The sequence below is a fragment of the Marinobacter salarius genome (genome assembly GCF_032922745.1).
GTDB lineage: Bacteria > Pseudomonadota > Gammaproteobacteria > Pseudomonadales > Oleiphilaceae > Marinobacter.
This window is the reverse complement of the sequence record NZ_CP136693.1, coordinates 971,198-992,156: the sequence shown is the minus strand read 5'-3', so window position 1 is coordinate 992,156 and position 20,959 is coordinate 971,198. Positions and strand designations below refer to the sequence as shown.

At 57.8% G+C, this 20,959-nt stretch carries 20 protein-coding genes; 5 read left to right on the top strand and 15 right to left on the bottom strand.

Annotated features, from left to right (window positions below):
• Positions 1 to 20: 20 nt before the first annotated feature.
• Entirely contained in the window at positions 21 to 1,088 is a 1,068-nt protein-coding gene (locus R1T46_RS04545) for a transporter substrate-binding domain-containing protein (RefSeq protein ID WP_127401971.1), read from the top strand.
• 21 nt (positions 1,089 to 1,109) lie between these two features.
• Here the strand turns inward: R1T46_RS04545 and R1T46_RS04540 are convergent, their stop codons facing one another.
• The 3 genes from R1T46_RS04540 to R1T46_RS04530 form a co-directional block, all read right to left on the bottom strand.
• Entirely contained in the window at positions 1,110 to 2,030 is a 921-nt protein-coding gene (locus tag R1T46_RS04540; protein WP_085678304.1) for a lysophospholipid acyltransferase family protein, read from the bottom strand.
• 94 nt (positions 2,031 to 2,124) lie between these two features.
• The gene (locus R1T46_RS04535; protein WP_317307482.1) at positions 2,125 to 3,651 is read right to left on the bottom strand and encodes an NAD(P)/FAD-dependent oxidoreductase; all 1,527 of its coding nucleotides are present in this window, start codon (positions 3,649 to 3,651) and stop codon (positions 2,125 to 2,127) included.
• Positions 3,652 to 3,820: 169 nt separating this feature from the next.
• Complete coding sequence (locus R1T46_RS04530) at positions 3,821 to 4,438, bottom strand: flavin reductase family protein (RefSeq protein ID WP_317307481.1); 618 nt, start codon at positions 4,436 to 4,438, stop codon at positions 3,821 to 3,823.
• A gap of 200 nt (positions 4,439 to 4,638) precedes the next feature.
• On the opposite strand from R1T46_RS04530, the gene R1T46_RS04525 reads away from it, so the two are divergent.
• Entirely contained in the window at positions 4,639 to 4,890 is a 252-nt protein-coding gene (locus tag R1T46_RS04525; RefSeq protein ID WP_286811881.1) for a type II toxin-antitoxin system Phd/YefM family antitoxin, read from the top strand.
• On the top strand, positions 4,887 to 5,141 hold the full coding sequence (locus tag R1T46_RS04520; RefSeq protein ID WP_008938367.1) for a Txe/YoeB family addiction module toxin: 255 nt from the start codon (positions 4,887 to 4,889) through the stop codon (positions 5,139 to 5,141). The genes R1T46_RS04525 and R1T46_RS04520 overlap by 4 nt, the downstream gene beginning before the upstream one ends.
• A gap of 82 nt (positions 5,142 to 5,223) precedes the next feature.
• On the opposite strand, the gene R1T46_RS04515 is transcribed toward R1T46_RS04520, so the two are convergent.
• Positions 5,224 to 5,646, bottom strand: a complete 423-nt coding sequence (locus R1T46_RS04515; RefSeq protein ID WP_286811867.1) for a RidA family protein — start codon at positions 5,644 to 5,646, stop codon at positions 5,224 to 5,226.
• Positions 5,647 to 5,908: 262 nt separating this feature from the next.
• Here R1T46_RS04515 and R1T46_RS04510 point away from each other — a divergent pair, with 262 nt between their 5' ends.
• Positions 5,909 to 6,799, top strand: coding sequence for a carbohydrate kinase family protein (locus tag R1T46_RS04510; RefSeq protein WP_317307480.1), 891 nt, complete (start codon positions 5,909 to 5,911; stop codon positions 6,797 to 6,799).
• On the opposite strand, the gene R1T46_RS04505 is transcribed toward R1T46_RS04510, so the two are convergent.
• Complete coding sequence (locus R1T46_RS04505) at positions 6,772 to 7,332, bottom strand: TIGR00730 family Rossman fold protein (protein ID WP_075194618.1); 561 nt, start codon at positions 7,330 to 7,332, stop codon at positions 6,772 to 6,774. The genes R1T46_RS04510 and R1T46_RS04505 overlap by 28 nt on opposite strands.
• Before the next feature lie 112 nt (positions 7,333 to 7,444).
• Between R1T46_RS04505 and R1T46_RS04500 the strand changes: the two genes are divergently transcribed.
• Entirely contained in the window at positions 7,445 to 8,479 is a 1,035-nt protein-coding gene (locus R1T46_RS04500) for a histone deacetylase family protein (protein ID WP_286811864.1), read from the top strand.
• On the opposite strand, the gene R1T46_RS04495 is transcribed toward R1T46_RS04500, so the two are convergent.
• The 10 genes from R1T46_RS04495 to ahpC form a co-directional block, all read right to left on the bottom strand.
• On the bottom strand, positions 8,474 to 9,028 hold the full coding sequence (locus R1T46_RS04495) for a YgjV family protein (protein ID WP_036211628.1): 555 nt from the start codon (positions 9,026 to 9,028) through the stop codon (positions 8,474 to 8,476). The genes R1T46_RS04500 and R1T46_RS04495 overlap by 6 nt on opposite strands.
• Positions 9,029 to 9,073: 45 nt before the next feature.
• Positions 9,074 to 9,283, bottom strand: a complete 210-nt coding sequence (locus tag R1T46_RS04490) for a hypothetical protein (RefSeq protein ID WP_041332895.1) — start codon at positions 9,281 to 9,283, stop codon at positions 9,074 to 9,076.
• A gap of 40 nt (positions 9,284 to 9,323) precedes the next feature.
• Positions 9,324 to 10,541 (bottom strand): choline transporter, encoded by a 1,218-nt coding sequence (locus R1T46_RS04485; RefSeq protein ID WP_041332893.1) that lies wholly within the window; start codon positions 10,539 to 10,541, stop codon positions 9,324 to 9,326.
• 226 nt (positions 10,542 to 10,767) lie between these two features.
• Complete coding sequence (betA, locus tag R1T46_RS04480; RefSeq protein WP_317307479.1) at positions 10,768 to 12,453, bottom strand: choline dehydrogenase; 1,686 nt, start codon at positions 12,451 to 12,453, stop codon at positions 10,768 to 10,770.
• Positions 12,454 to 12,474: 21 nt separating this feature from the next.
• The gene (gene betB / locus R1T46_RS04475; protein ID WP_317307478.1) at positions 12,475 to 13,941 is read right to left on the bottom strand and encodes a betaine-aldehyde dehydrogenase; all 1,467 of its coding nucleotides are present in this window, start codon (positions 13,939 to 13,941) and stop codon (positions 12,475 to 12,477) included.
• Positions 13,942 to 13,972: 31 nt separating this feature from the next.
• A complete protein-coding gene (gene betI, locus R1T46_RS04470) occupies positions 13,973 to 14,566 on the bottom strand; it encodes a transcriptional regulator BetI (RefSeq protein ID WP_317307477.1) in 594 nt (197 codons plus the stop codon).
• Positions 14,567 to 14,778: 212 nt separating this feature from the next.
• The gene (gene ahpF, locus R1T46_RS04465; RefSeq protein WP_036211647.1) at positions 14,779 to 16,371 is read right to left on the bottom strand and encodes an alkyl hydroperoxide reductase subunit F; all 1,593 of its coding nucleotides are present in this window, start codon (positions 16,369 to 16,371) and stop codon (positions 14,779 to 14,781) included.
• 239 nt (positions 16,372 to 16,610) lie between these two features.
• Positions 16,611 to 18,002 (bottom strand): group II intron reverse transcriptase/maturase, encoded by a 1,392-nt coding sequence (ltrA, locus tag R1T46_RS04460; RefSeq protein WP_127401912.1) that lies wholly within the window; start codon positions 18,000 to 18,002, stop codon positions 16,611 to 16,613.
• A gap of 555 nt (positions 18,003 to 18,557) precedes the next feature.
• The gene (gene ltrA, locus R1T46_RS04455; protein WP_317306471.1) at positions 18,558 to 19,925 is read right to left on the bottom strand and encodes a group II intron reverse transcriptase/maturase; all 1,368 of its coding nucleotides are present in this window, start codon (positions 19,923 to 19,925) and stop codon (positions 18,558 to 18,560) included.
• Positions 19,926 to 20,356: 431 nt separating this feature from the next.
• Positions 20,357 to 20,920 carry an alkyl hydroperoxide reductase subunit C gene (gene ahpC, locus R1T46_RS04450; protein WP_007153032.1) on the bottom strand — a complete coding sequence of 188 codons (564 nt, stop codon included), beginning with the start codon at positions 20,918 to 20,920 and terminating at the stop codon, positions 20,357 to 20,359.
• Positions 20,921 to 20,959 lie beyond the last annotated feature (39 nt).

The window sequence follows — 20,959 nt, the reverse complement described above, 5'->3', positions numbered from 1 at the left end:
CTGACAACACGGACTTACCCATGAAACGATGGATCTCACGGCTTGCCCTGCCCCTCCTGCTGCTGTTTACCAGTCAGGCGGCGGGACAACCGGAGCCGATCAAAGTCGGCATCACCACTGTCCCGCCCTTTGTCATGGAAACCGACAGCGGCGAGTGGGAAGGCATCAGTATCGATCTGTGGCGCCAGGTTGCCGATGGCCTGAACCGGGAATACACATTCGTTCCTCTCTCCTTCAGTGATCTACTGACGCAGGTCGAAAGCGGACAAGTCGACGTGGCGGTGGGAGCTCTCACCATGACCGCCGAACGGGAAGCGGCATTCGACTTCACCCACCCCTTCTACCAGACAGGCCTGTCCATCGCCGTACCTCCGGCGCCGGAGCAGGGGCTCCTCGCCAGCCTTCGCGCGCTGATCAGTTGGCAATTTATGAGCGTGGTTATCGCCCTGGGTGGCTTGCTTCTGGCTGTGGGATTTGTGCTGTGGCTGTTTGAGCGTCGGCGCAATCCGGAGCAGTTTGGTGGCACCGCGGTACAGGGAATAGGAGCGAGCTTCTGGTGGGCGGCTGTGACAATGACCACTGTTGGTTATGGTGACAAGGCTCCGGTGTCGCTGGCGGGCCGAATGGTTGCGTTAGTGTGGATGTTTGCCGGGTTGATCATGGTGGCGAGTTTTACCGCAGCGATTACCTCATCGCTCACCGTCAGCAACCTGCAATATCAGATTCAGGGCCCCGACGACCTCAACCGCGCCAACGTAGCCACCATCGCTAACACCGCCAGCGAGCAGTATCTGCAAGATCAGCGCATTCGGCACCAACTCTATCCAGACCTGACCAGCGCCATGCTCTCAGTCGCCAATGGTGAAACCGATGCCGTGGTCTACGACAGGGCCCTGCTGCAATACCGCAACCTGCAACTGGGGGACAAGAGGTTGACCCTGCTGCCCGGTATTTTCCAGCAGCAACTCTATGGGTTGGCCCTGCCGTCCGAAAGTCCATTGCGTGGGCCGGTGTCCGAGCAGATTCTTGAGGTCACGGAATCATCAGGCTGGAAGGACATTGTCCGGCGCTACCTGGGCCGCGAGTAATCCTGAAAACAGCCCGAGGCATCAATAGACCTTGGCACACCCCTCGGGCCGGGTTTTGAAGCGCTTGTGCAGCCATAGGTACTGGTCTGGCTGTTCACGAACGGTGTCTTCGATGTAGCGACTCCAGGTTTCCGTATCACTCTGTTTGCAGACACCAAATCCCTCCTGGATTGGCGAGAATATCACCCGGTAACGACCATCAGGCATCCGCAGATGGCTCACACAGATGACTGAGGCACCGGACACTCGAGCAATGTAGCTGGGTGAGGTAATACACCCGGCCTCGGTGCCAAAAAACGGCACAAACAGCTCGGTTTTCTTGCCAAAGTCCTGATCGCAGGCAAACCAGACTTCCCCGCCTTTTTTGAGGAACGACACCAGCGGCCTCAACTCACGCTTGGTGAACGGGCGGATACCGAAGTGACGCCGGCGACCGTTTTCAATCATCCGGTCAATCACCGGATTATTGTTGGGGCGGTACATATACCCCGGTTTCTTCAAGTGACAGGCAATCAAAGGAAGCGCAAAGTCGAAAATACTGTAGTGCCCGCCGATTAACAGCACACCTTTACCTCTGGCCTGGGCTTCTCGCAGGTGCTTCAGCCCCTGAACCTCGGCGCCCTCGCAAAAACCCGACATATCCCGCCACCAGGCGTGAATACTTTCCAGGAAACCACGGGTACAGGCCACAAAGTTATCCCGCACCAATCGCTCACGAGCGGCGTCATCAAGCTCCGGAAAACAGGTCGCAATATTGGTATTGGCCACCTTGGCCCGTGACGTCAGCTTGCCTTCCAGAAAACAGCCCAGCCGCCGGCCAAAACGCTGCTTGGCCGACATTGGCAGCAGGGCAAGCAGATAAAGCGTGAAGACCAGAAGCCACGAAGGCCAGAGAACCGGATGCCACAACGGCATATTCTTCTTATTTTTACGGCCGGACATACATCATTGCCTGTTCAAAAACGGGCAATGAGACTGCCATATTTTGCGGCAGATTTGTAGTTGCATTCATCAATGATCGAGCTGTGTCACACCTTCAAGAGCCAAACAGCGCTGAACGCAACGGCCTCATGAAACCGCGTTTCGGTTTGGTTTGCTGAACCGGCCGGCGACCATCGAACTCCAGGTAACCATCCTCGATAGGCTCAAACCTGAGAGTTTTCACATCCTCCAGATAGTTCTGGCTGACCTTCCAGGGGCCATGGGTTCCCTGCCTTGGCAACTTGTCGTCAGCCCGGCGGATATAACCGGAATCCAGGCCGCCCATCATGGTGTCTCCGGCGCGACTGTCGCCGGTGTCACGGGGTATACAGACGCTCTGCCCCTTGCTGTCCATATGATTGAACAGGCGGCACAGGTATTCAGCCGCGATATCGGCTTTCAGGGTCCAGGAGATGTTGGTGTACCCGAAAATCATGCCGGCGTTGGGTACGCCCTCCACCATTACGTTCTTGTAGATCACCTTGTCCCGCAGCGTGACCGGATGACCATCCACCACCAGGTCCATGCCACCCAGCATCTGGATATCCAGCCCCGTCGCCGGAATGATGATGTCGGCCTCCAGTTCCTTGCCGGATTTCAGCAGAATACCGTTCTTGGTAAAGCGTTCGATATGGTCCGTCTCCACCGACGCCTTGCCCGCCTTGATAGACTCAAACAGATCACCGTCCTTCACCACACACAGGCGCTGATCCCAGGGGTTGTAGCTGGGTGAGAAATGGCGCATATCGACCTTGCCATCCAGTTGCCGGCGTACCATGGCCAGGAACAACCGCCGCATGGCCTTGGGGTTCTTGCGGGAACGATTGAACAGCAACCGTGCAATGCTGACGTTACGGGCACGGGTCAGCCGATAGGCGACATTGGCGGGCAGAACCTTCTGAAGGCCCAGCGCCACGGCGTCCCGGGATGGCAGCGGCATCAGATAGGTGGGCGAACGCTGCAACATGGTTATGTGCGCGGTTTCCTCCGCCATCGTTGGCACCAGGGTGATGGCCGTGGCACCACTGCCAATCACCACCACACGTTTGCCGGTATAGTCCAGGTCCTCAGGCCAGTGCTGCGGATGCACAATCTGGCCGCCAAAATCGGCCTCGCCAGGGAAGTCGGGCTTATAGCCGGCATCGTAGTTGTAATACCCTGTACAGCCCACCAGAAAGCTGGCGGTAAAGGTAGCGGTTTCGCCGGTGGCTTCCTTGCGGGCCGTCAGTGTCCAGCACTTGTCTGCGCCTGACCACTCAGCGGAAACAACCGCCAGGCCATACTGGATATGCTGTTCAACGTTGTTTTCCCTGGCGGTATCGTGAACGTACTGCTTGATCGACGGGCCATCCGCCAACACCTTGCCCCCAGTCCAGGGGCGGAAGTTGTAGCCAAAGGTGTACATGTCGGAATCGGAACGGATACCCGGGTAGCGGAACAGATCCCAGGTGCCTCCAAGGGACTCACGGCGTTCAATGATGGTGAAAGACTTGCCCGGGCACTCTCGTTTGAGGTGACAGGCCATGCCAATGCCGGAAACGCCGGCGCCGACAATCAGTACGTCTACATGTTGTTCGCTCATAACCACCCTGGCGGCATCTGCCGTTGTTTTCTCAACATTTCAGCGCGGATCACACGCCAACAGGATGAGAATAGCCCAGGAGGGAAAACGCCGAAATTGGCCCCATGCGATGAATTCGGCGCCGTTTCGGTCAGTTCTGTCAGCTCGTTTGAGCCTGCTGCAGTCTGCCTCAGTCCGGGCGCGGCACGTTGAGAATGTCGCCCAGGGTGCCGTACTCGCTGCCACCCAGCCGCGAAATAGGGTCGATGCCTTTGGCATCAATAACGTAACGCCCCTGATCGTTAATGCTGGCAACCTGATCGTCCACAAACACCTTCTTGATATTGCCAAACACCAGCGACTGCGGCGTGTCACCCATTTCAATGACCTCTCGCAACTCGCAGTATAACGCCACCAGGCACCCCTCAACCCGGGGTATGGGCCAGCCTTCTTCCTGCACTAGCTTCATATCCAGCCGGTCCAGTTCGGACTGGCCGTGGTCCAGATGGCGGGACGACTCCGTCATGGCCTGGGCCTGGCTGCGGCTCCCAATATGCACCACAAACTGCTTACGAGCCTCAATATTCACTCGAGTGTCTTTGAAGCTGCTGTCGCTGGGTTTCTTGCCCACAGATACCATCAGGATCGGCGGTTTACCGGTAACCACGGTAAAGAACGAATAGGGCGCCAGGTTGTAGTCATCTCCAGGGTTCTGCGACAACACCCACGCCACCGGCCGCGGGATTACGGTCTGGGTCAGGATCGGGTGGATGTGCTTTGCTTCGATCGACTCGAGGTCTATAAGCATTCGTGTTTCCTTCATGCAGTGAAAAGTAGGGAAAGGAGCCTACCGTAAATGGAGACAATGACTGACACTTATAGCGTCCGGCTCACGCGCCGGTTTGGAGTCGCGAAACGGCGGAAAACCGGTCGCTGTGCAGCCGATTGTTAAATCCTTAGTTGTACGGTATCCTGAACATGAACAATATTCTGTACAGGATCAGCCTTATGGATGCCATCAGCTACACAGCCGCTAGAACCAATCTAGCAAAAACCATGGAGCAGGTCTGTGAAGACCATTCTCCGGTGGTTATCACCCGGAGCAAGTCACAATCCGTGGTGATGATATCTCTTGAGGACTATGAAGCGTTGCAAGAGACCGCGTACCTTCTGCGCGCACCCAAAAACACTCGACGTTTGCTGGAATCTGTTGCCGAGCTGGAGCAAGGCGGTGGTCAGGAAAAGGAACTTCTTGAATGAAACTCATCTTCTCCGAGAACGCTTGGGAAGACTATCTGTACTGGCAGAAAACCGACAAAAAAATCCTGAACCGAATCAACAAGCTTATCAAGGAGACCAAACGAGAACCATTCGAGGGAGTGGGCAAACCGGAACCCCTCAAACACAGCCTCGCTGGTTACTGGTCCCGACGAATTAACGAAGAACACCGCATCGTTTACAAGGTCACGGATGACGCCTTGCTCATTGCCCAGCTCCGGTACCACTACTGATTTAACGCATTTGTTTAGGGGCATGATCAGCGCAGCTTTGCTGCATTCAACTGCATGCGTTTGTTATACCGATCTGCTCCGGTCATTTCTTTGGCCCGACTGTTTCAGGCTCTGTTCCGTCCGACACAACTGCATCTGCTTCAAATTCAACCAACCACTCAGGATTCACAAATCGTGACACCTGCACGATGGTGTCTACTGGCTTGATGTCTTTGAAATACTCTGCGCGTACATCAATTACCTTTTCCCAGTCTTCAATATTGGTAAGCATTACTCGCGTTCGGACAACATCCTCCATTCTAGATCCCGCGTTTTCTAATGCTTCTTTGATGATTTCGAGGCACCGTCTAGCCTGTGCGGCAGGGTCTCCGATGCTGACAGTTTTTCCTTCCGAATCGACAGGTGCCGTTCCGCCGACAGAAATATAAGGGCCGACTCTCACAGCGCGACAAAATCCAACAATCGATTCCATCGGATTGCCGTTCGATACCAATACTCGTTTCATCTCATCGCCTCATAGGGAAATCTTGGATAGCGGTGCATCGCAATGGTGCTGCGGCCACACAAATTCAGTGGTGCTTACCCATGACGAAGCGATGCAAGTTATTGATCAGCTCAATGAGTCGGTCAGGCTTATCGCGGCGGCAAGGGAGGCCAAAGATCGCACCACGCTGCTGGCTGATCGTTCAGGGGCGTAGTCGTGGGGAGGAGCCTGACCAGTTTTACACCCGGTAAGCTGAACGGATCTTCCTGCAGAGACCAGCTCCATGAAAAACTCCATCGTGATTATCGGTGGTGCATCACTGGATACCATCGTCCAGTTGGATGCCCTGCCAACGCCAACACCGCAAACACTGTGGCCCAGGCACAGTTACAAAGCCGTCGGCAGCACCGGTGCCGGCAAAACGCTGAATCTGGCAGCTTTGGGGCATCCGGTTGTCCTCCATACCCTGCTGGGAAAGGATACTGAAGCCGATCGGGTGCGCCACGCACTGGCAAAACCCGGCATCGAGCTGCTTGCAGAAATCACCGACACGCCGACAGAGCAGCACGTGAACCTGATGGACCCTCACGGTGGCCGGATTTCCCTGTTTGTACAGCCACCGGCTGATCCAGCTGTCGTTGACTGGGTACCGGTGGCCGCCGCAATCTCCGACTGTACGTTGGTGGTGATCAATATACTGGGCTACACCAAGCCGGCGATGACACTGGCAAAAAACGCCAACAAGCCCATCTGGACGGACCTTCACGACTACGACGGCCGTAACCCCCACCATCAGCCGTTTATTGAGTCCGCCAGCGTGATTTTCCTGTCCAGTGACAACCTGCCGGACTATCGCGGGTTTATGGAAAGGATGATCGGCGATGGTAAGGAATTGGTAGTATGCACTCACGGCAGTGACGGCGCCACGCTGTTGAGCCGAGACGGGCAATGGGTTGAACAACCGGCTTTTCAGGTTCGCCAGGTGCAGGATACCAATGGAGCAGGTGATGCATTCTTCAGTGGCTTTCTGTGCGGCTACCTGCGCGGTGAAAACCTGCAAACCTGCCTTCGACTCGGGGCCGCCTGCGGTGCACTCTGCGTATCTTCGCGCTCATTGGCGGCGGAAAACCTGAGCCTACAGCAGCTTCACGACCATTTGCGGGACGGCGGCTGATAGTTTTTCAGCGCCGTTACCAGATCCACTGGCTGGTCCGCCACGATGACCATCTCGGCGTACTCCGGTTTCAGGAAGCCGGCGCCCGACATCTTGCGGATGAAAGCCAGCAAATCATCGTAGTAGCCATCGACGTTGTAGAAGGCACACGGCTTGCTGTGGTACCCAAGCTGGCCCCAGGTCCAGGCCTCGAAGATTTCATCCATGGTGCCTGGCCCACCGGGCAAAGCCACGAACGCATCGGCCATGTCTGCCATCAGCGCTTTGCGCTCATGCATCGAGCCAACCACATCCAGCCGGGTCAGCCCCTGGTGGGCGAGCTCACGATCACGTAAAGACTCGGGGATCACCCCGTACACCTGACCGCCGCCAGCAAGCACCGCATCGGCCACCACCCCCATCAGTCCCACCTTGCCACCGCCGAACACAAGATCCATACCCTGGCTGGCCATGTACTGTCCGAACACTTCGGCGGCTTCAGCAAAACCTACATCATTGCCCCGGCTGGAGCCACAGAAGACAGCGATTTTCATGACGGCATCCTGTAACAGGTTCGTTGTTTGGTTAGATGGGTAATATACTGTCAGATATCGGCCAGGGACCGCCAGCGAACGACACTTTGCAACCAACACTGAATCGTTTTCCATGAAGACCGTTTTTTCCCCACTGCACAACCGCCGTACCGCCACAACTGAGCTGGACGGTGGCATGCTTATCGCGCCCCACGAGAAGCCCTCCCGGGCGGAAACCATACTGAGCCGGGTCAAACAGGAACAACTGGGAGACGTCCTTCCGCCAGAAGACTTCGGCCTGGAACCGATTCTGCGCGTGCACACCCCGGATTACGTGAACTTCCTTCAAATCTGCTGGGAGGATTGGGAAGCCGAGAACAAACCCGGCGAGGCCATTCCCGCCGTCTGGCCGGGCCGGGGTATGCGGGAAAGGGTACCCAAAGACATCGACGGCCGCCTGGGCTACTACAGCTTTGCCGCCGAGACCTCGATCACCGAGGGTACCTGGGATGCTGCCTGCGCCTCAGCAAACGTAGCGCTGACCGCACAGTCACTGGTGGCCAACGGAGACCCTGCCGCGTTTGCACTATGCCGCCCACCCGGGCATCACGCCCATGCCGACCTGTTCGGAGGCTACTGCTTTTTCAATAACGCGGCTATTTCCGCCCAGGCATTTCGAGACCAGGGCGCCAAACGCGTGGCGATATTGGATGTCGACTTCCATCATGGCAACGGTACCCAGGCCATTTTCTACCAGCGCAGCGACGTCCTGACCATCAGCCTGCACGGCGACCCAGACCTGGTGTTCCCTCATTTTCTCGGGTTTGAGGATGAAACCGGCGAAGGCGACGGCAACGGCTATAACCAGAACTTGGTGTATCCACCCGGCACGCCCTTCAAGGTCTGGCGCGAAGGGCTGGAAACCGCGTGTCAGCGCATTACGGAATACCAGCCCGAAGCACTGGTGATCGCCCTGGGAGTAGACACCTTCGAGGACGATCCGATTTCCTTCTTCAAGCTGACGTCCGCAGACTACCTGTCGATGGGGGAGCGGCTGGCGAAACTGAACCTGCCCACCCTGTTCACCATGGAAGGAGGCTACGATGTGGATGCCATTGGCGTGAATGTGGTGAACGTACTGAAGGGTTTTGAACGCGGCCGGCTATGAGTCCGGCTCGTTCAGTTTGGCGAAGGCCTCCGGATAACGGCGCTTCATTCTCGCCAGGCGGAAGATGGTGATGAAATTGGTCACCACCACCATACCCTCTGCCAGCGTGCCACCGACAGAGCCAATCAGCAGGTTGTTCAACATCCAGCAGATCGCAGCAGCGGCCAGCGTCAGCCGCATGGGAATGCCGCGCAGCATGAACATACCGACGGTACCGAACATGGCCGCGCCAATGGCGAAGAAATCGACGGGAGTCCGCCAGGTCAGAGCCGCTGCCAGCAGGTTTACCGCGAGCACCGCCAGCATGACTTTCCAGTTGCCCAGATATCGCCGGGCCAGCACGATGCGGCCGATCACCAGCAAACTCAGCACCGCCGCCGTCCAACTGCCGAACAGGGCAAACTGAAGGGCAAAGGCCACATTCGCGGAGATCAGCAGCACCATCAAACGGTCATCCCGCTTGCTGGCAAAGCCGACAATGCAGAAGCCCAGTGCAATCAGGCTGACCGCCTGGCCCGCCATCTCTGTCAGGCTCATTCCCTCAAACATCGCGGGCAGCCCGACCTGGCATTTGATGGCTGCGGTTAACCCGGATCACCGCCTGCGGTAATCCGGGTCCGTCCAGCACTGCGGCAGGGATTCCCCGGAGGGGAAATTCAGGCCGGCCTTGTCGAAAAACTCCGGGTCCTGGGCTTCTTCGCCAAAATGCAGACTGCCCTTAACGGTCGATTCGTTGGGGTCGATCAGCATTTTGGTGTCCAACACCTCAATCATGTGTCCGGTCGATTTCTCGGCGAGAAACATAAAGCCCTCCCGGGTTTCCCCTGATGGTGTGTGATGCTATCTAGCTCGCTAACTCAATCTTCCTGAAGTCGAGTGTATTCTCTTTGGGCGAACCTTCAATGCCCATCACCTCAGCGCGACGTTTCGTGACAATGTACACGAAGCAGCCGAAGTACAGCGCAATCACCAGAGCGCCCACCCACTGAATGCGCAGGAAGTCGAGCTGGAACAGCAGCGTCAAACCACACATCACAATCAGGTTGCCGAAATAATACTTCCACTGTCCCAGCCGGCTTGCGGTCAGGTTGAGATTGTCTGTGTAGAGCCGGATCAGTGAGTCCAGTGAGTTGATCACCATCAGGATACCCACCGTGATCATGGCTATGTTGATATAGCTGGCGATGTTCAGGCCTTCAGCGTGGTAATGGTAGAGCACCGAGAACCAGGTACCGATGGCAATGGACGGAAACACCAGCATCGCGATCATCAACTGCCAGGTGCGCAGGCCACTGACAAAGCGCGCAGTGAACTGGCCGATCATGATGCTCCAGGAGAACCACCAGAACAGGTAAAACTCGTGGTAGTCGTTCAACGGCAACATGAAGTGATGCAGGTTGGTGAAGTACTCACCAATCAACCCTGCCGTGCCAAAGAAGTCGCCGACACTGCCGTTGCCCGTCAGGAAGGCACGGCCCCACATTACCGCAATCAGCGCGATAAACAGCCAACTGGAACCCAGGCTGAGTATGCGCACGTATTTGATTTTACTGCTGGAATAAACCGCCGCCGCAATCGCCGCGAAGACGATCAGGTAGAACGTCGGCACGACGGTTTCGCCGTCACCAATTTCCGGCAGATACCAGGGCAGGTTGACCAGCAACAGGAACGCAGTAAATGCACAGGTGCCGATGATCACCACATTGTTGACCACTCGCACCAGCGGTATGTCGAAAAACTTGACCCGCGGCTCGATCACACAGAAGTAGAAGCAGGTAAGGAAGTAGAACCCCCAGATCAGAAAGGCCCAGAACCCGAACTCAATCGCCAGTGGGTTAGCGAAGCCGTACTCAGGACTTTCCGTCAGGTTGCCGTAACCGGCAAATTCCGTCAGCGGAAACATGATCAGGCCGACATCCAGGCCCGAGGTAAACAGAATGGCGATAAACGTGAAGGTACGTACCGGCGTCACGCCGATGACTTTCAGGTCCCACCATTTGAAAAGGATCAGCGCGATAGCCGCGAAAGTGAAAATCAGGCCTGTGGATAACCAGAGTGTCATACACACCTCCAGTTTCTGGCGTTACTTATTATATGGGACAACATGGGTGTTCCTCCTCTACTTTGAAGCACGTGTTCATTCGAATCGGACACAAACCCCCGCGTTGACGGGTCAACACTTAACTATCGCGCGCTCAGAACGACACGGTTATCGCGCCGCAGCGACGATAGGTAAGTCCTGATGGTTTGCATAACAACCGGCGGCCATTGCGCCGCCGGGAACGGTACTAGGCGGTCCCGCGTCTGGCCCCTCCGGGGCGTTGACGATCACGCCATTGCCCGTCCATCGCCACTGCGGCATCGGACGGATTCAGTGGCTCGACGCCACGAATAAGGTCAGCGGCACGCTCCGCCACCATGATGGTGGGGGCATTGAGATTGCCGTTGGGAATGGTGGGGAAAATGGACGAGTCCACTACCCGCAGGCCGGTGAGGCCATGAACCCGTGTGTCGGGACCTACCACTGCCTGGTCATCCATACCCATCTTGCAGGTGCAGGATGGATGATAGGCGCTTTCCACCGCCTGGCGGACAAAGGCGTCTATGTCTTCGTCGCTCTGCACATCAACACCGGGCTGGATTTCCGAGCCCCGATAAGCGTCCATGGCAGGCTGACTGACAATCTCACGGGTCAGGCGCACGCAGTCACGGAAACCCTCGCGATCATCCTCATGTTTGAGGTAGTTGAAGAGGATGCGCGGCGGCTGACGGGGATCGTCTGACTGCACATATACCGAGCCGCGGCTTTTCGGCTTGTTGTGGCCAACGTGCAACTGAAAGCCGTCGCCATCGAAGGCTTCTTTGCCGTCATAGCGCATGGCCGCTGGCAAAAAATGATATTGCAGGTCCGGCCACTCGACGCCCGCCTTGGAGCGGATAAAGCCGCAGGACTCGAAGTGATTGGTGGCGCCCAGGCCGTCTTTCTTAAGCAACCAGCGAACACCGATCTTGAGCTTGTTCCACCAGTCGAGCTTGCCATTGAGAGAGACCGGCTGCTTGCAGCGGAACTGGAAGTAAAACTCCAAATGATCCTGCAGGTTACCGCCGACACCGGGCAGTTCGTGATTGACGGGGATTTCGGCCTGCTCCAGTACGCCGCGATTGCCAATGCCGGAAAGCTGCAACAGATGAGGCGAACCGATAGACCCGGCGGACAGGATCACTTCCTCTGACGCCGTAACGTCCACCAGCTTGCCGTCTTTCTCGTAGCGCACACCGGTGGCCTGTTTGCCCTCCAGCAACACCTTGTGCACCAGGGCATGGGTGACCACTGTCAGATTGTCCCGCGCCATGGCGGGGCGCAGGTAAGCGTTGGCGGTAGACCAGCGGCGGCCATTCTTGACGGTCATGTGCATGGCGCCGAAACCTTCCTGGCGCTCGCCGTTGTAGTCGTCGGTGGCGAAATAACCGGCATCCACGCCCGCATCCACAAAGGCCTTGTAGAGCGGGTTCTGCATGTTGTTGCCGTTATTCACGCCCAGCGGGCCCTGGTCACCACGGTAGTCATCAGCGCCAAAGGCCCAGGTTTCCGCCTTCTTGAAATAGGGCAGGCAGTGGCGATAGTCCCAGCCCTCGGCGCCCTGCTCCTGCCACTCGTCGAAATCACGGGCATGGCCACGTACGTATACCATGCCGTTGATGGAGGAAGAGCCGCCCAGCACCTTGCCCCGGGGGCAGTGCATGCGGCGGTTATCCAGGTAGGGTTCCGGCTCGGTCTCAAACTGCCAGGCGTATTTTTTGGTGTTCATGGGGATGGACAGCGCCGTGGGCATCTGGATAAAGATGCTCTTGTCGCTGCCGCCGGTTTCCAGCAGCAGCACCCGGTGGCGGCCATCCTCGGTAAGCCGGTTGGCCAGCACACAGCCTGCAGACCCCGCGCCGACAATGATGTAATCGTAGTTCACTTCTTTCATACGCAACTCCCGGCAACCCGCTTAAAAAGGGCTGTCTATGTCTTCCATGCCCACGTACACCGCCTTCAGTTGGGTGTAGTGGTCGAGTGTGACTCGGCCGTTCTCGCGGCCAACACCGGAGAGCTTGTAGCCACCCACCGGCATTTCCGCAGGCGATGCTCCGTAGCTGTTGATCCAGCAGATGCCAGCCTGGATGCGATGAATGACACGGTGGGCCCGACGAATGTCGCTGGTGAATACCCCGGCTGCCAGGCCCGTATCCGTGCTATTTGCACGGTCGATCACTTCCTCCTCGTCGGAGAAGGTCAGTACCGACATCACCGGCCCGAAAATTTCCTCGCGGCAGATGGTCATGTCATCGGTACAGTCGGTGAAGATCGTGGGCTCCACAAAGTAACCCCCGGGCGCGGAGGCCGGCTTCGCGGCCTTGCCGCCGTGACTGAGGGTTGCACCCTCGGCAATGCCTTTCTCGATGTAGTCCAGCACCAGTTGCTGATGCTTCTGTGAGATCAGCGCGCCGAAGTTGGTGTCCGGATCGGTGGGATCGCCCATACGGATATTGTTCAGTGTCCGCTCCAGCAGGCGGTCCATGAACTCCGAATAGATGTCTTCATGCACAAACACGCGCGTCCCGTTGGTGCAGACCTCTCCCTGGGTATAGAAGTTACCCAGCATGGCGGCGGACACCGCGTTATCGATATCCGCGTCATCGAAAATAATCAGCGGTGATTTACCACCCAGCTCCATGGTGACGTCTTTCAGGGTTGAAGCGGCAGCGGTCATTACCTTCCGGCCAGTGCCAACTTCCCCGGTGAACGACACCTTGGCGATATCGGGGCTGTGGGTTAGCCAGGCACCGACATCACCCGCGCCCTGGACCACGTTGAACACGCCGGCCGGTACGCCGGCTTCGACAAAGATCTCCGCCAGCTTGAGGGCGCCCATTGGTGTTTCCTCCGAGGGCTTGAAGATCATGCTGTTGCCGGTAGCCAGGGCCGGGGCGGACTTCCAGCAGGCAATCTGCAGCGGGTAGTTCCACGCACCGATACCAGCGCACACGCCCAGCGGCTCACGACGGGTGTAATAGAAATCCCCGCCAAGGTCCTGCTGGTTGCCCTCTACCGAGGGCGCCAGCCCCGTAAAATACTCCAGGGTGTCTGCACCGGTTACCACGTCTACGACCTGGGCTTCCTGCCAGGGTTTGCCGGTGTCCTGAACTTCCAGGGCAGCCAGTTCGTCATTACGCTCCCGCAGCAACGCCACGGCACGCTGGAGAATACGGCCACGCTGGGCACCGGTCATCGCAGACCAGACCTTGAAGCCGTCCTGGGCGCTGTCTATCGCGGCCTTTTGGACAGCTTCATCGGCGATTTCCATTTCATAGATCACTTCGCCCGTGGCCGGATTCACAACCGGGAAGGTTTCACCGGAGGCATTGGCCATGGGCTGGCCGTTGATAAAATTCTGATAACGGGGCAATTCAGTCATGGGATTCAAACCTGATCGTGTGAATTCGGGGTTAATTAAGGGCGGATTCGAGTGCGTTCAATGCAAATCGTTTACACAGCGTTTCCGCCGCTGAGAAGCCTTCCTGGGGATCGGTGCTCAGGGCACTTCGCAGCCAGAAACCGTCGATCATCGACGCCAGCTGGCGGGCGGCTTCGGTGGCGGCCTGTTTTGGCAAACGCTGGGCGAAGGAGTAACGCAGATTACTGTACAGCCTGGCGTTGTTGATCTGCTGCAGGCGCTGCAAACCCGGCTCGTGCATGGAGCGGGCCCAGAAGCTGAGCCAGGTCTTTGCCGCCAGATCGGTACGCTGGAACTCGGAAAAGTTGGCTTCCACGATGCACTGAAGGCGTTGTTCAGGCGACCCGTCGGTGCGGGCCATCCGCTCCCGCAGCTCCTTCCCCAACTGGTCCAGCAAATAACGCAGCGCAGCTTCGATCAGCCCCTGCTTACCACCGAAATAGTGGCTGATGATGCCGGACGACATGCCGGCACGACGGCTGATGGAGATGATGGTGGTGTTCTGCAGCCCCAGCTCGGCAATAAACGCCATGGTGGCATCAATCAGTTGCTGCTTTCGGGTATCTTTCACGCCAACAATCGGCATCGCGCTTCCTGTCCGTTTTATTAATTGAACGTTCAATTAAAATAAAGTGTACAGAAAGTAATCGACTTGTACAACCTAACCGCTCCACTCCCAGGAAACGCCCATAAAAAAGCCCCGCTATCCGGAAACCGGACAACGGGGCGGAAAAACACGAACTGGTTAGGGGTCAGCCGTGTGTGAACCTGTTTTCACTCCGAATTTCAGGCGGAGCTTCAGGCCGCAGCTTCGTCACTCTCGCTCTCATCAACAGAGTTTCGAATCAGGAAGTCGAACGCGCTCAGGGCGGCCTTGGAGCCTTCACCCATAGAGATCACGATCTGCTTGTAGGGCACGGTGGTAGCGTCACCGGCCGCAAACACGCCCGGGATGGAGGTTTCGCCCCGGTCGTCGACAATGATCTCGCCATGCTGGCTCAGCTCGATGTCACCTTTCAGCCACTCGGTGTTCGGCACCAGGCCAATCTGGACGAACACACCTTCCAACGATACATGGTGGCTCTCTCCGGTTGTGCGGTCGGTATACTGAAGGCCGTTCACCTTGCCGTTCTCGCCGGTAATCTCAGTGGTCTGGCCCGAGGTAATGATTTCCACGTTCTTCAGGCTGCGCAGTTTCTTCTGCAGCACATCGTCTGCGCGCATGGCAGCGCCGAACTCAATCAGAGTCACGTGGCCAACAATACCCGCCAGGTCGATGGCCGCTTCCACGCCGGAGTTACCGCCGCCGATCACCGCCACACGCTTGCCCTTGAACAAGGGGCCGTCGCAGTGCGGGCAATAGGCCACACCTTTATTGCGGTATTCCTCTTCTCCCGGAACACCCATCTGGCGCCAGCGAGCGCCGGTGGACAGAACCAGCGTGCGGCTCTTCAAAGAGGCGCCATTGGCCAGACGCACTTCGTGGTAGCCACCCTTACGGGCCGCCGGGATCAGTTTTTCAGCGCGCTGCAGGTTCATGATGTCTACATCATATTCCTTGACGTGCTGCTCCATGGCCGCCACCAGCTTGGGGCCCTCGGTGTAGGGCACAGAGATCAGGTTCTCGATGCCCATGGTGTCCGCCACCTGGCCACCGAAGCGTTCTGCGGCGATACCGGTAGAGATACCCTTGCGCGCCGCATAGATAGCGGCTGAAGAACCCGCCGGGCCACCTCCAATGACCAGCACCTCGAACGGGTCTTTTTGCTGGAGCTTCTCAGCGTCACGAGCCTCTGCACCAGTGTCGACCTTCGCGATAATCTGCTCCAGAGTCATGCGGCCCTGGCCAAACGGCTTGCCATTGAGATAAACGCTGGGCACTGCCATGACTTCACGCTGCTCCACTTCATCCTGGAACAGGGCACCGTCGATCGCCGTATGCTTGATCCTTGGATTGAGGACGCTCATCAGGTTCAGCGCCTGGACCACGTCCGGACAGTTCTGGCACGACAGCGAGAAGTAGGTTTCAAACTCAAAGTCGCCGTCCAGGTCTTTGACCTGTTCAATCACTTCCTGGCTGGCCTTGGGCGGATGACCACCTACCTGCAACAGCGCCAGAACAAGGGAGGTAAATTCATGGCCCATGGGGATGCCGGCGAATCGCACGCCGATGTCGCTGCCAACACGATTAATGGCAAATGACGGGCGACGTACTTGCTCTGACTCTTCCGTGCGCAGGCTGATCTTGTCAGACATGGGCTCGAGCTCGTCCAGCAACTGCTTCAGTTCCTGGGACTTTTCGCTGTCGTCATAAGCGGCAACCAGCTCGATCGGCTGCTGCAGCTTGTCCATGTAAGCGTTCAACTGTTCCTTGATACTGGCATCCAACATGCTCTCTTTTCCCCTCTGAATAGCGTAAAACTGAATGTGCGAACTCGGTTTGAGTCGTGAATCGAATATAGGAGAACGATACGGACTGGCCTTCCACAGCTCAAATTAATTGATCCAAAGTATTTGATAGGCCTTTGCTATTCGACTCGATAAATCAATTGGATAGAATCGAGTAGGAGGGGGAGTTACCTCCCCCGTCCTCTCACACCACCGGGCATACGGTTCCGTACCACGGCGGTTCATGGTCGGCTCTGAAGCCGAGTCATCGTATCCAGCAAGCTTACCAGAGACAGACGGTCGAATACCCTCTTAGGCAGGGCCGCGTTCATATGAGTCGCGCCACTGTTCCACCAGGGTCCACGACCATTGGTCGCGCTCCTCCAAGCCCTTATCTCAGTCAAGCCTAGCCGTACCAGGTTGCGGGCCCGCGTGCGGGTCCGCTTCCACTGCTGCCACAGGATCAGGCGAAGCCGCCGTCTTATCCAGCCATCCAGGGCTTCGACCGAACGCTTCGAGGCGGTCAGGCGATAGTAATTTGCCCAGCCTCTCAGCACCGGGTTCAGGTTCCGGATGGTGGTCGTCAACGACTGTCCCCGTGACCGTTTCAGCAGGGGGCGAAGCTTGGCCATGAAGGCCTTCAGGCTTTTGGGCGCGACTCTCAACCGGACCTGACGTTTATGCCAGCTCACGCTGTAACCCAGAAAGCTCCGACGCCAGGGGCGGTCCACGGCGCTTTTCACCGTATTCACCTTCAGGCGCAAGCGCGTTTCCAGGAAGTGGGTAATACTGGCCATCACCCGTTCGCCGGATCTTTTGCTGCTGACGTAAATGTTGCAGTCGTCCGCATAGCGGCAGAACCGGTGTCCCCGCCGCTCCAGCTCCCGATCCAGTTCGGTCAGGAGCACGTTAGAGAGCAAGGGCGACAGGGGGCCGCCTTGCGGCGTGCCTTCCCGTCTCGGGCTGACCAGTCCTCCTTCGAGCATGCCGGCTTGCAGGTAACGCCGGATCAGGGTGAGTATCCGCCGGTCGGCTATGCGACAAGCCAGCAGGCTCATCAGCACATCGTGGTTGACCCGGTCAAAGAACTGGGCCAGATCCAGATCGACCACCCAGCGGTGGCCGTCGTTGATGTGTTGCTGCATCGCCTTGACCGCCTGGTGGGCACTTCGACCGGGGCGGAACCCATAGCTGTGATCCGAGAAGGTCGGTTCCAGCGTCGGGCTCAGCACCTGGTGAAGGGCTTGTTGGATCAGGCGGTCCTGCACCGTTGGGATACCCAGTGTCCGCTCCCCGCCTTGCGGCTTGGGGATACTGACCCGGCGGACCGGTTGAGGATGGTAGTCTCCGGCCAACAGCCGCTCGCGCAGCGTTGGCCAATGCTGTTGCAGGTGGCCCTTCAGGGCCATCACCGGCATCTGATCGACACCGGCGGCACCCTTATTGGATACCACCCGCTGATACGCACGCATCAGGTTCGGGCGCTCAAGCACCTGTTCCATCAGCGTGTTCGGCTCCGCGTTCGTCCACGAGTGAGCCCCCGCGTCTGCCTCGACACGGACTTCAGTCTCTGCCGGATACCGTCCAGCGCCTTCCTGAATGCCCTGCCCCATCCGGGTCGCTTCTGTCTTCATAAGCACACTACGAGAACTCATCGCCTACTAACGGCCAACCATGTTCGGCCCTTCCGTACGCGGTGACGCACCTACTATGGCCTCGGCTGAGTTCTGGCTCCCCATCCCCACCTCTCGCGAAGTGAGTAGCACAGCGGCAGAGAACCAGACTTCCCAGGGTAAGACGCGTGACCTTCACACTTATGCCCGCCGCATTTACGTCCACACCTTCCGTGCAAGTACAGGGCTTTGACGATAGTTGACGCCTTACCCGGTGTGACCGCCTCATATGCGATTTCTGTTCGTCAGGCCAGTGCTTTGCCTGCGGCTTCCTTCAGATTCCATCTCACGATGGACACCCTTGCCGTCCGGCTAGTGGTTCCCCTTGCCGGGTCCACAGGGGACTTGCACCCCCAAGTCATCCGGCCAGCACCACCTGTACCGGAACAGCGCCCGTCAAGGCGCTACGCGCCATGCCTGGCGCACAAATCGGGATAGGGGGGAACCAGCAGGTTCCGCCCCTCCCACACCACCCGGCAAGCGGGTCCGCACCGGGCGGTTCGAGAAGTTGAGGTATCACGAGAGGCGCGGCACACCCAACCGGTCGAAGTAGGCAGTCGTCAGCACATTGTGAATGGCGGAGCGACTGTTATGCCACCAGCGGTGGCTCAGAGCCGCCACGGATTCCGCCACCCAGGGACTTGCGCCCAAGCGCAACAGCTCCCGGTAGATGGTCTTGCCCCGCCGCCACTGTTTAAGATGCAAGGCTCTCAGGCGACGACGTATCCACTCATCCAGCGATCGCCAGATGCGAGGCGTTTGCGCCAGTCTGAAGTACCCTTTCCATCCGAGCAGGTAGCTGCGGAGCTTTTCCACCACTTGTGAGATGCTGCGACCACCTGACCCTCGGGTCAGTTGCCTGATCCTCAGCTTGAACGCCTGTAACGCTTTTGTTGATACGGCGCGCCGGACGTCTCCATCCTTTGTCTGCCATAGGGCATAACCGAGGAACTTACGGCCGAACACGCTGGTGACTGCACTTTTGGATGCGTTGATCACCAAGTGCAATTTGTCGTAACAACGGTGTAGCAACCGCATCACCCGCTCTCCCGCTTTATGACTGCGAACGTAGACGTTGCAGTCGTCGGCATAACGAGCGAAGCAGTGCCCCCGGCGTTCCAGTTCCCGATCCACCTCATCCAGCAGAACATTCGCCAGCAGTGGCGACAGTGGCCCGCCTTGCGGCGTGCCCTCGTATCGTTCTATAACTACGCCACCGTCCATGATGCCCGCATTCAGATACGCACGAACCAGCCGGATGACTCCGGGGTCGTTCACGCGCTTCCTCAGGCGGTCGATCAGGATGTCGTGATTAACCCGGTCGAAGAACTTCGACAGGTCAACGTCCACAACGATGTGGCAGCCCTGCTGGGCGTAGCGTTGCGCAGCCAGAACCGCATCCTGGGCCCGACGACCCGGACGGAAGCCATGGCTGTGTTCGCTGAAGGTGGGATCAATCAGAGGTTGCAGCGCTTGCAACAGTGCCTGTTGAATCAGACGGTCGGTGACGGTAGGGATACCCAGTTCCCGTTCACTGCCGTCCGGCTTCGGGATGCCTACCCGACGGACAGGCTGTGGCCGATAGGAGCCCTCCAGCAGTTGCTGCCGGAGCGCCGGCCACGTCCATCTCAGGTGTTCGGCGGTCTGGGCAATGTCCAGTCCATCAACACCCGCAGATCCCTTGTTGGCCTTCACGCGCTTCCATGCCCGCTGCATGTTCTCTCGTGCGAACGCCTGCTCCAGCAGGTGTCGCCCTGCGCCTTCCGATTCTTGTCGCGGGAGTCCTGTTTCATCGCGGGTCACGTCCGGCAAGGCTTCACCTTCCCGTCCTGCAACCCGCTCCGCTGACGCGGACATCTGATGCTGTACAGTACTCATCGACAAGGCGTTTGACGCTCCTTCTCGTTCAGCCCTTCACCCTGAATAAGCGGCTACTATGGCCTCTGCTGACTTCTCGCTCCGTGTTACCACGTCGCCCTTTCAGGCATGAGGCGAGATCTCCCCGGGTAAGAACACACTCCTTCACCGCACAACCGCCGGATTTACACCACCTCGCCTTGGCCACAAGAGCTTCGCGGCTTTTGGCCCGCTCACCCTGCTCGGCAATGCCTCATATCCGATTCTTGTTCATCGGCTCACGGTTTACGCTCCACGCTTCCTCTCCACGGTCGGTCACCCTTCCGCAGTTGCGCTTCACTTCGTTCGCTGTGGCCAGCTCACGGGAGGACTTCCACCTCCAGGAGTGCGCCCGTGCCGGGCGCACCAAAAAAGGCCCGCAGAGCGGGCCTTTTACAGGTTTCACTGTTACCGAAACCTTAGATCTTGCCAACCAGGTCCAGTGACGGAGTCAGAGTCGCTTCGCCTTCTTTCCACTTGGCCGGGCAAACTTCGCCGGGGTTGTTACGAACGTACTGAGCCGCTTTTACCTTGCGCAGCAGGTCGTCAGCGTCACGGCCGATACCTTCGGCAGTGATTTCCATGGCCTGGATAACACCATCCGGGTCGATCAGGAAAGTAGCGCGGTCTGCCAGGCCCTGGCCCTCACGCATCACACCAAAGTTGTTGGTGATGGTGCCGGTCTGGTCGCCTACCATGAAGTAGTTGATCTTGCCGATAGTCTCGGAGCTGCTGTGCCACGCCTTGTGGGTAAAGTGCGTATCGGTGGATACGGAGAATACTTCCACACCCAGCTTCTGCAGCTCTTCATACTTGTCGGCAACGTCGCCCAGCTCGGTCGGGCATACAAAAGTGAAGTCGGCCGGGTAGAAGAAGAAGACAGACCACTTCCCTTTTACGTCGGCTTCAGAAATTTCAACGAACTCGCCGCCTTTAAAGGCGGTGGCGTTGAACGGTTTAATTTCGCTGTTAATCATACCCATAGTAGATATCTCCCGTTGGTTGAGTTTAGGCATTGGCTA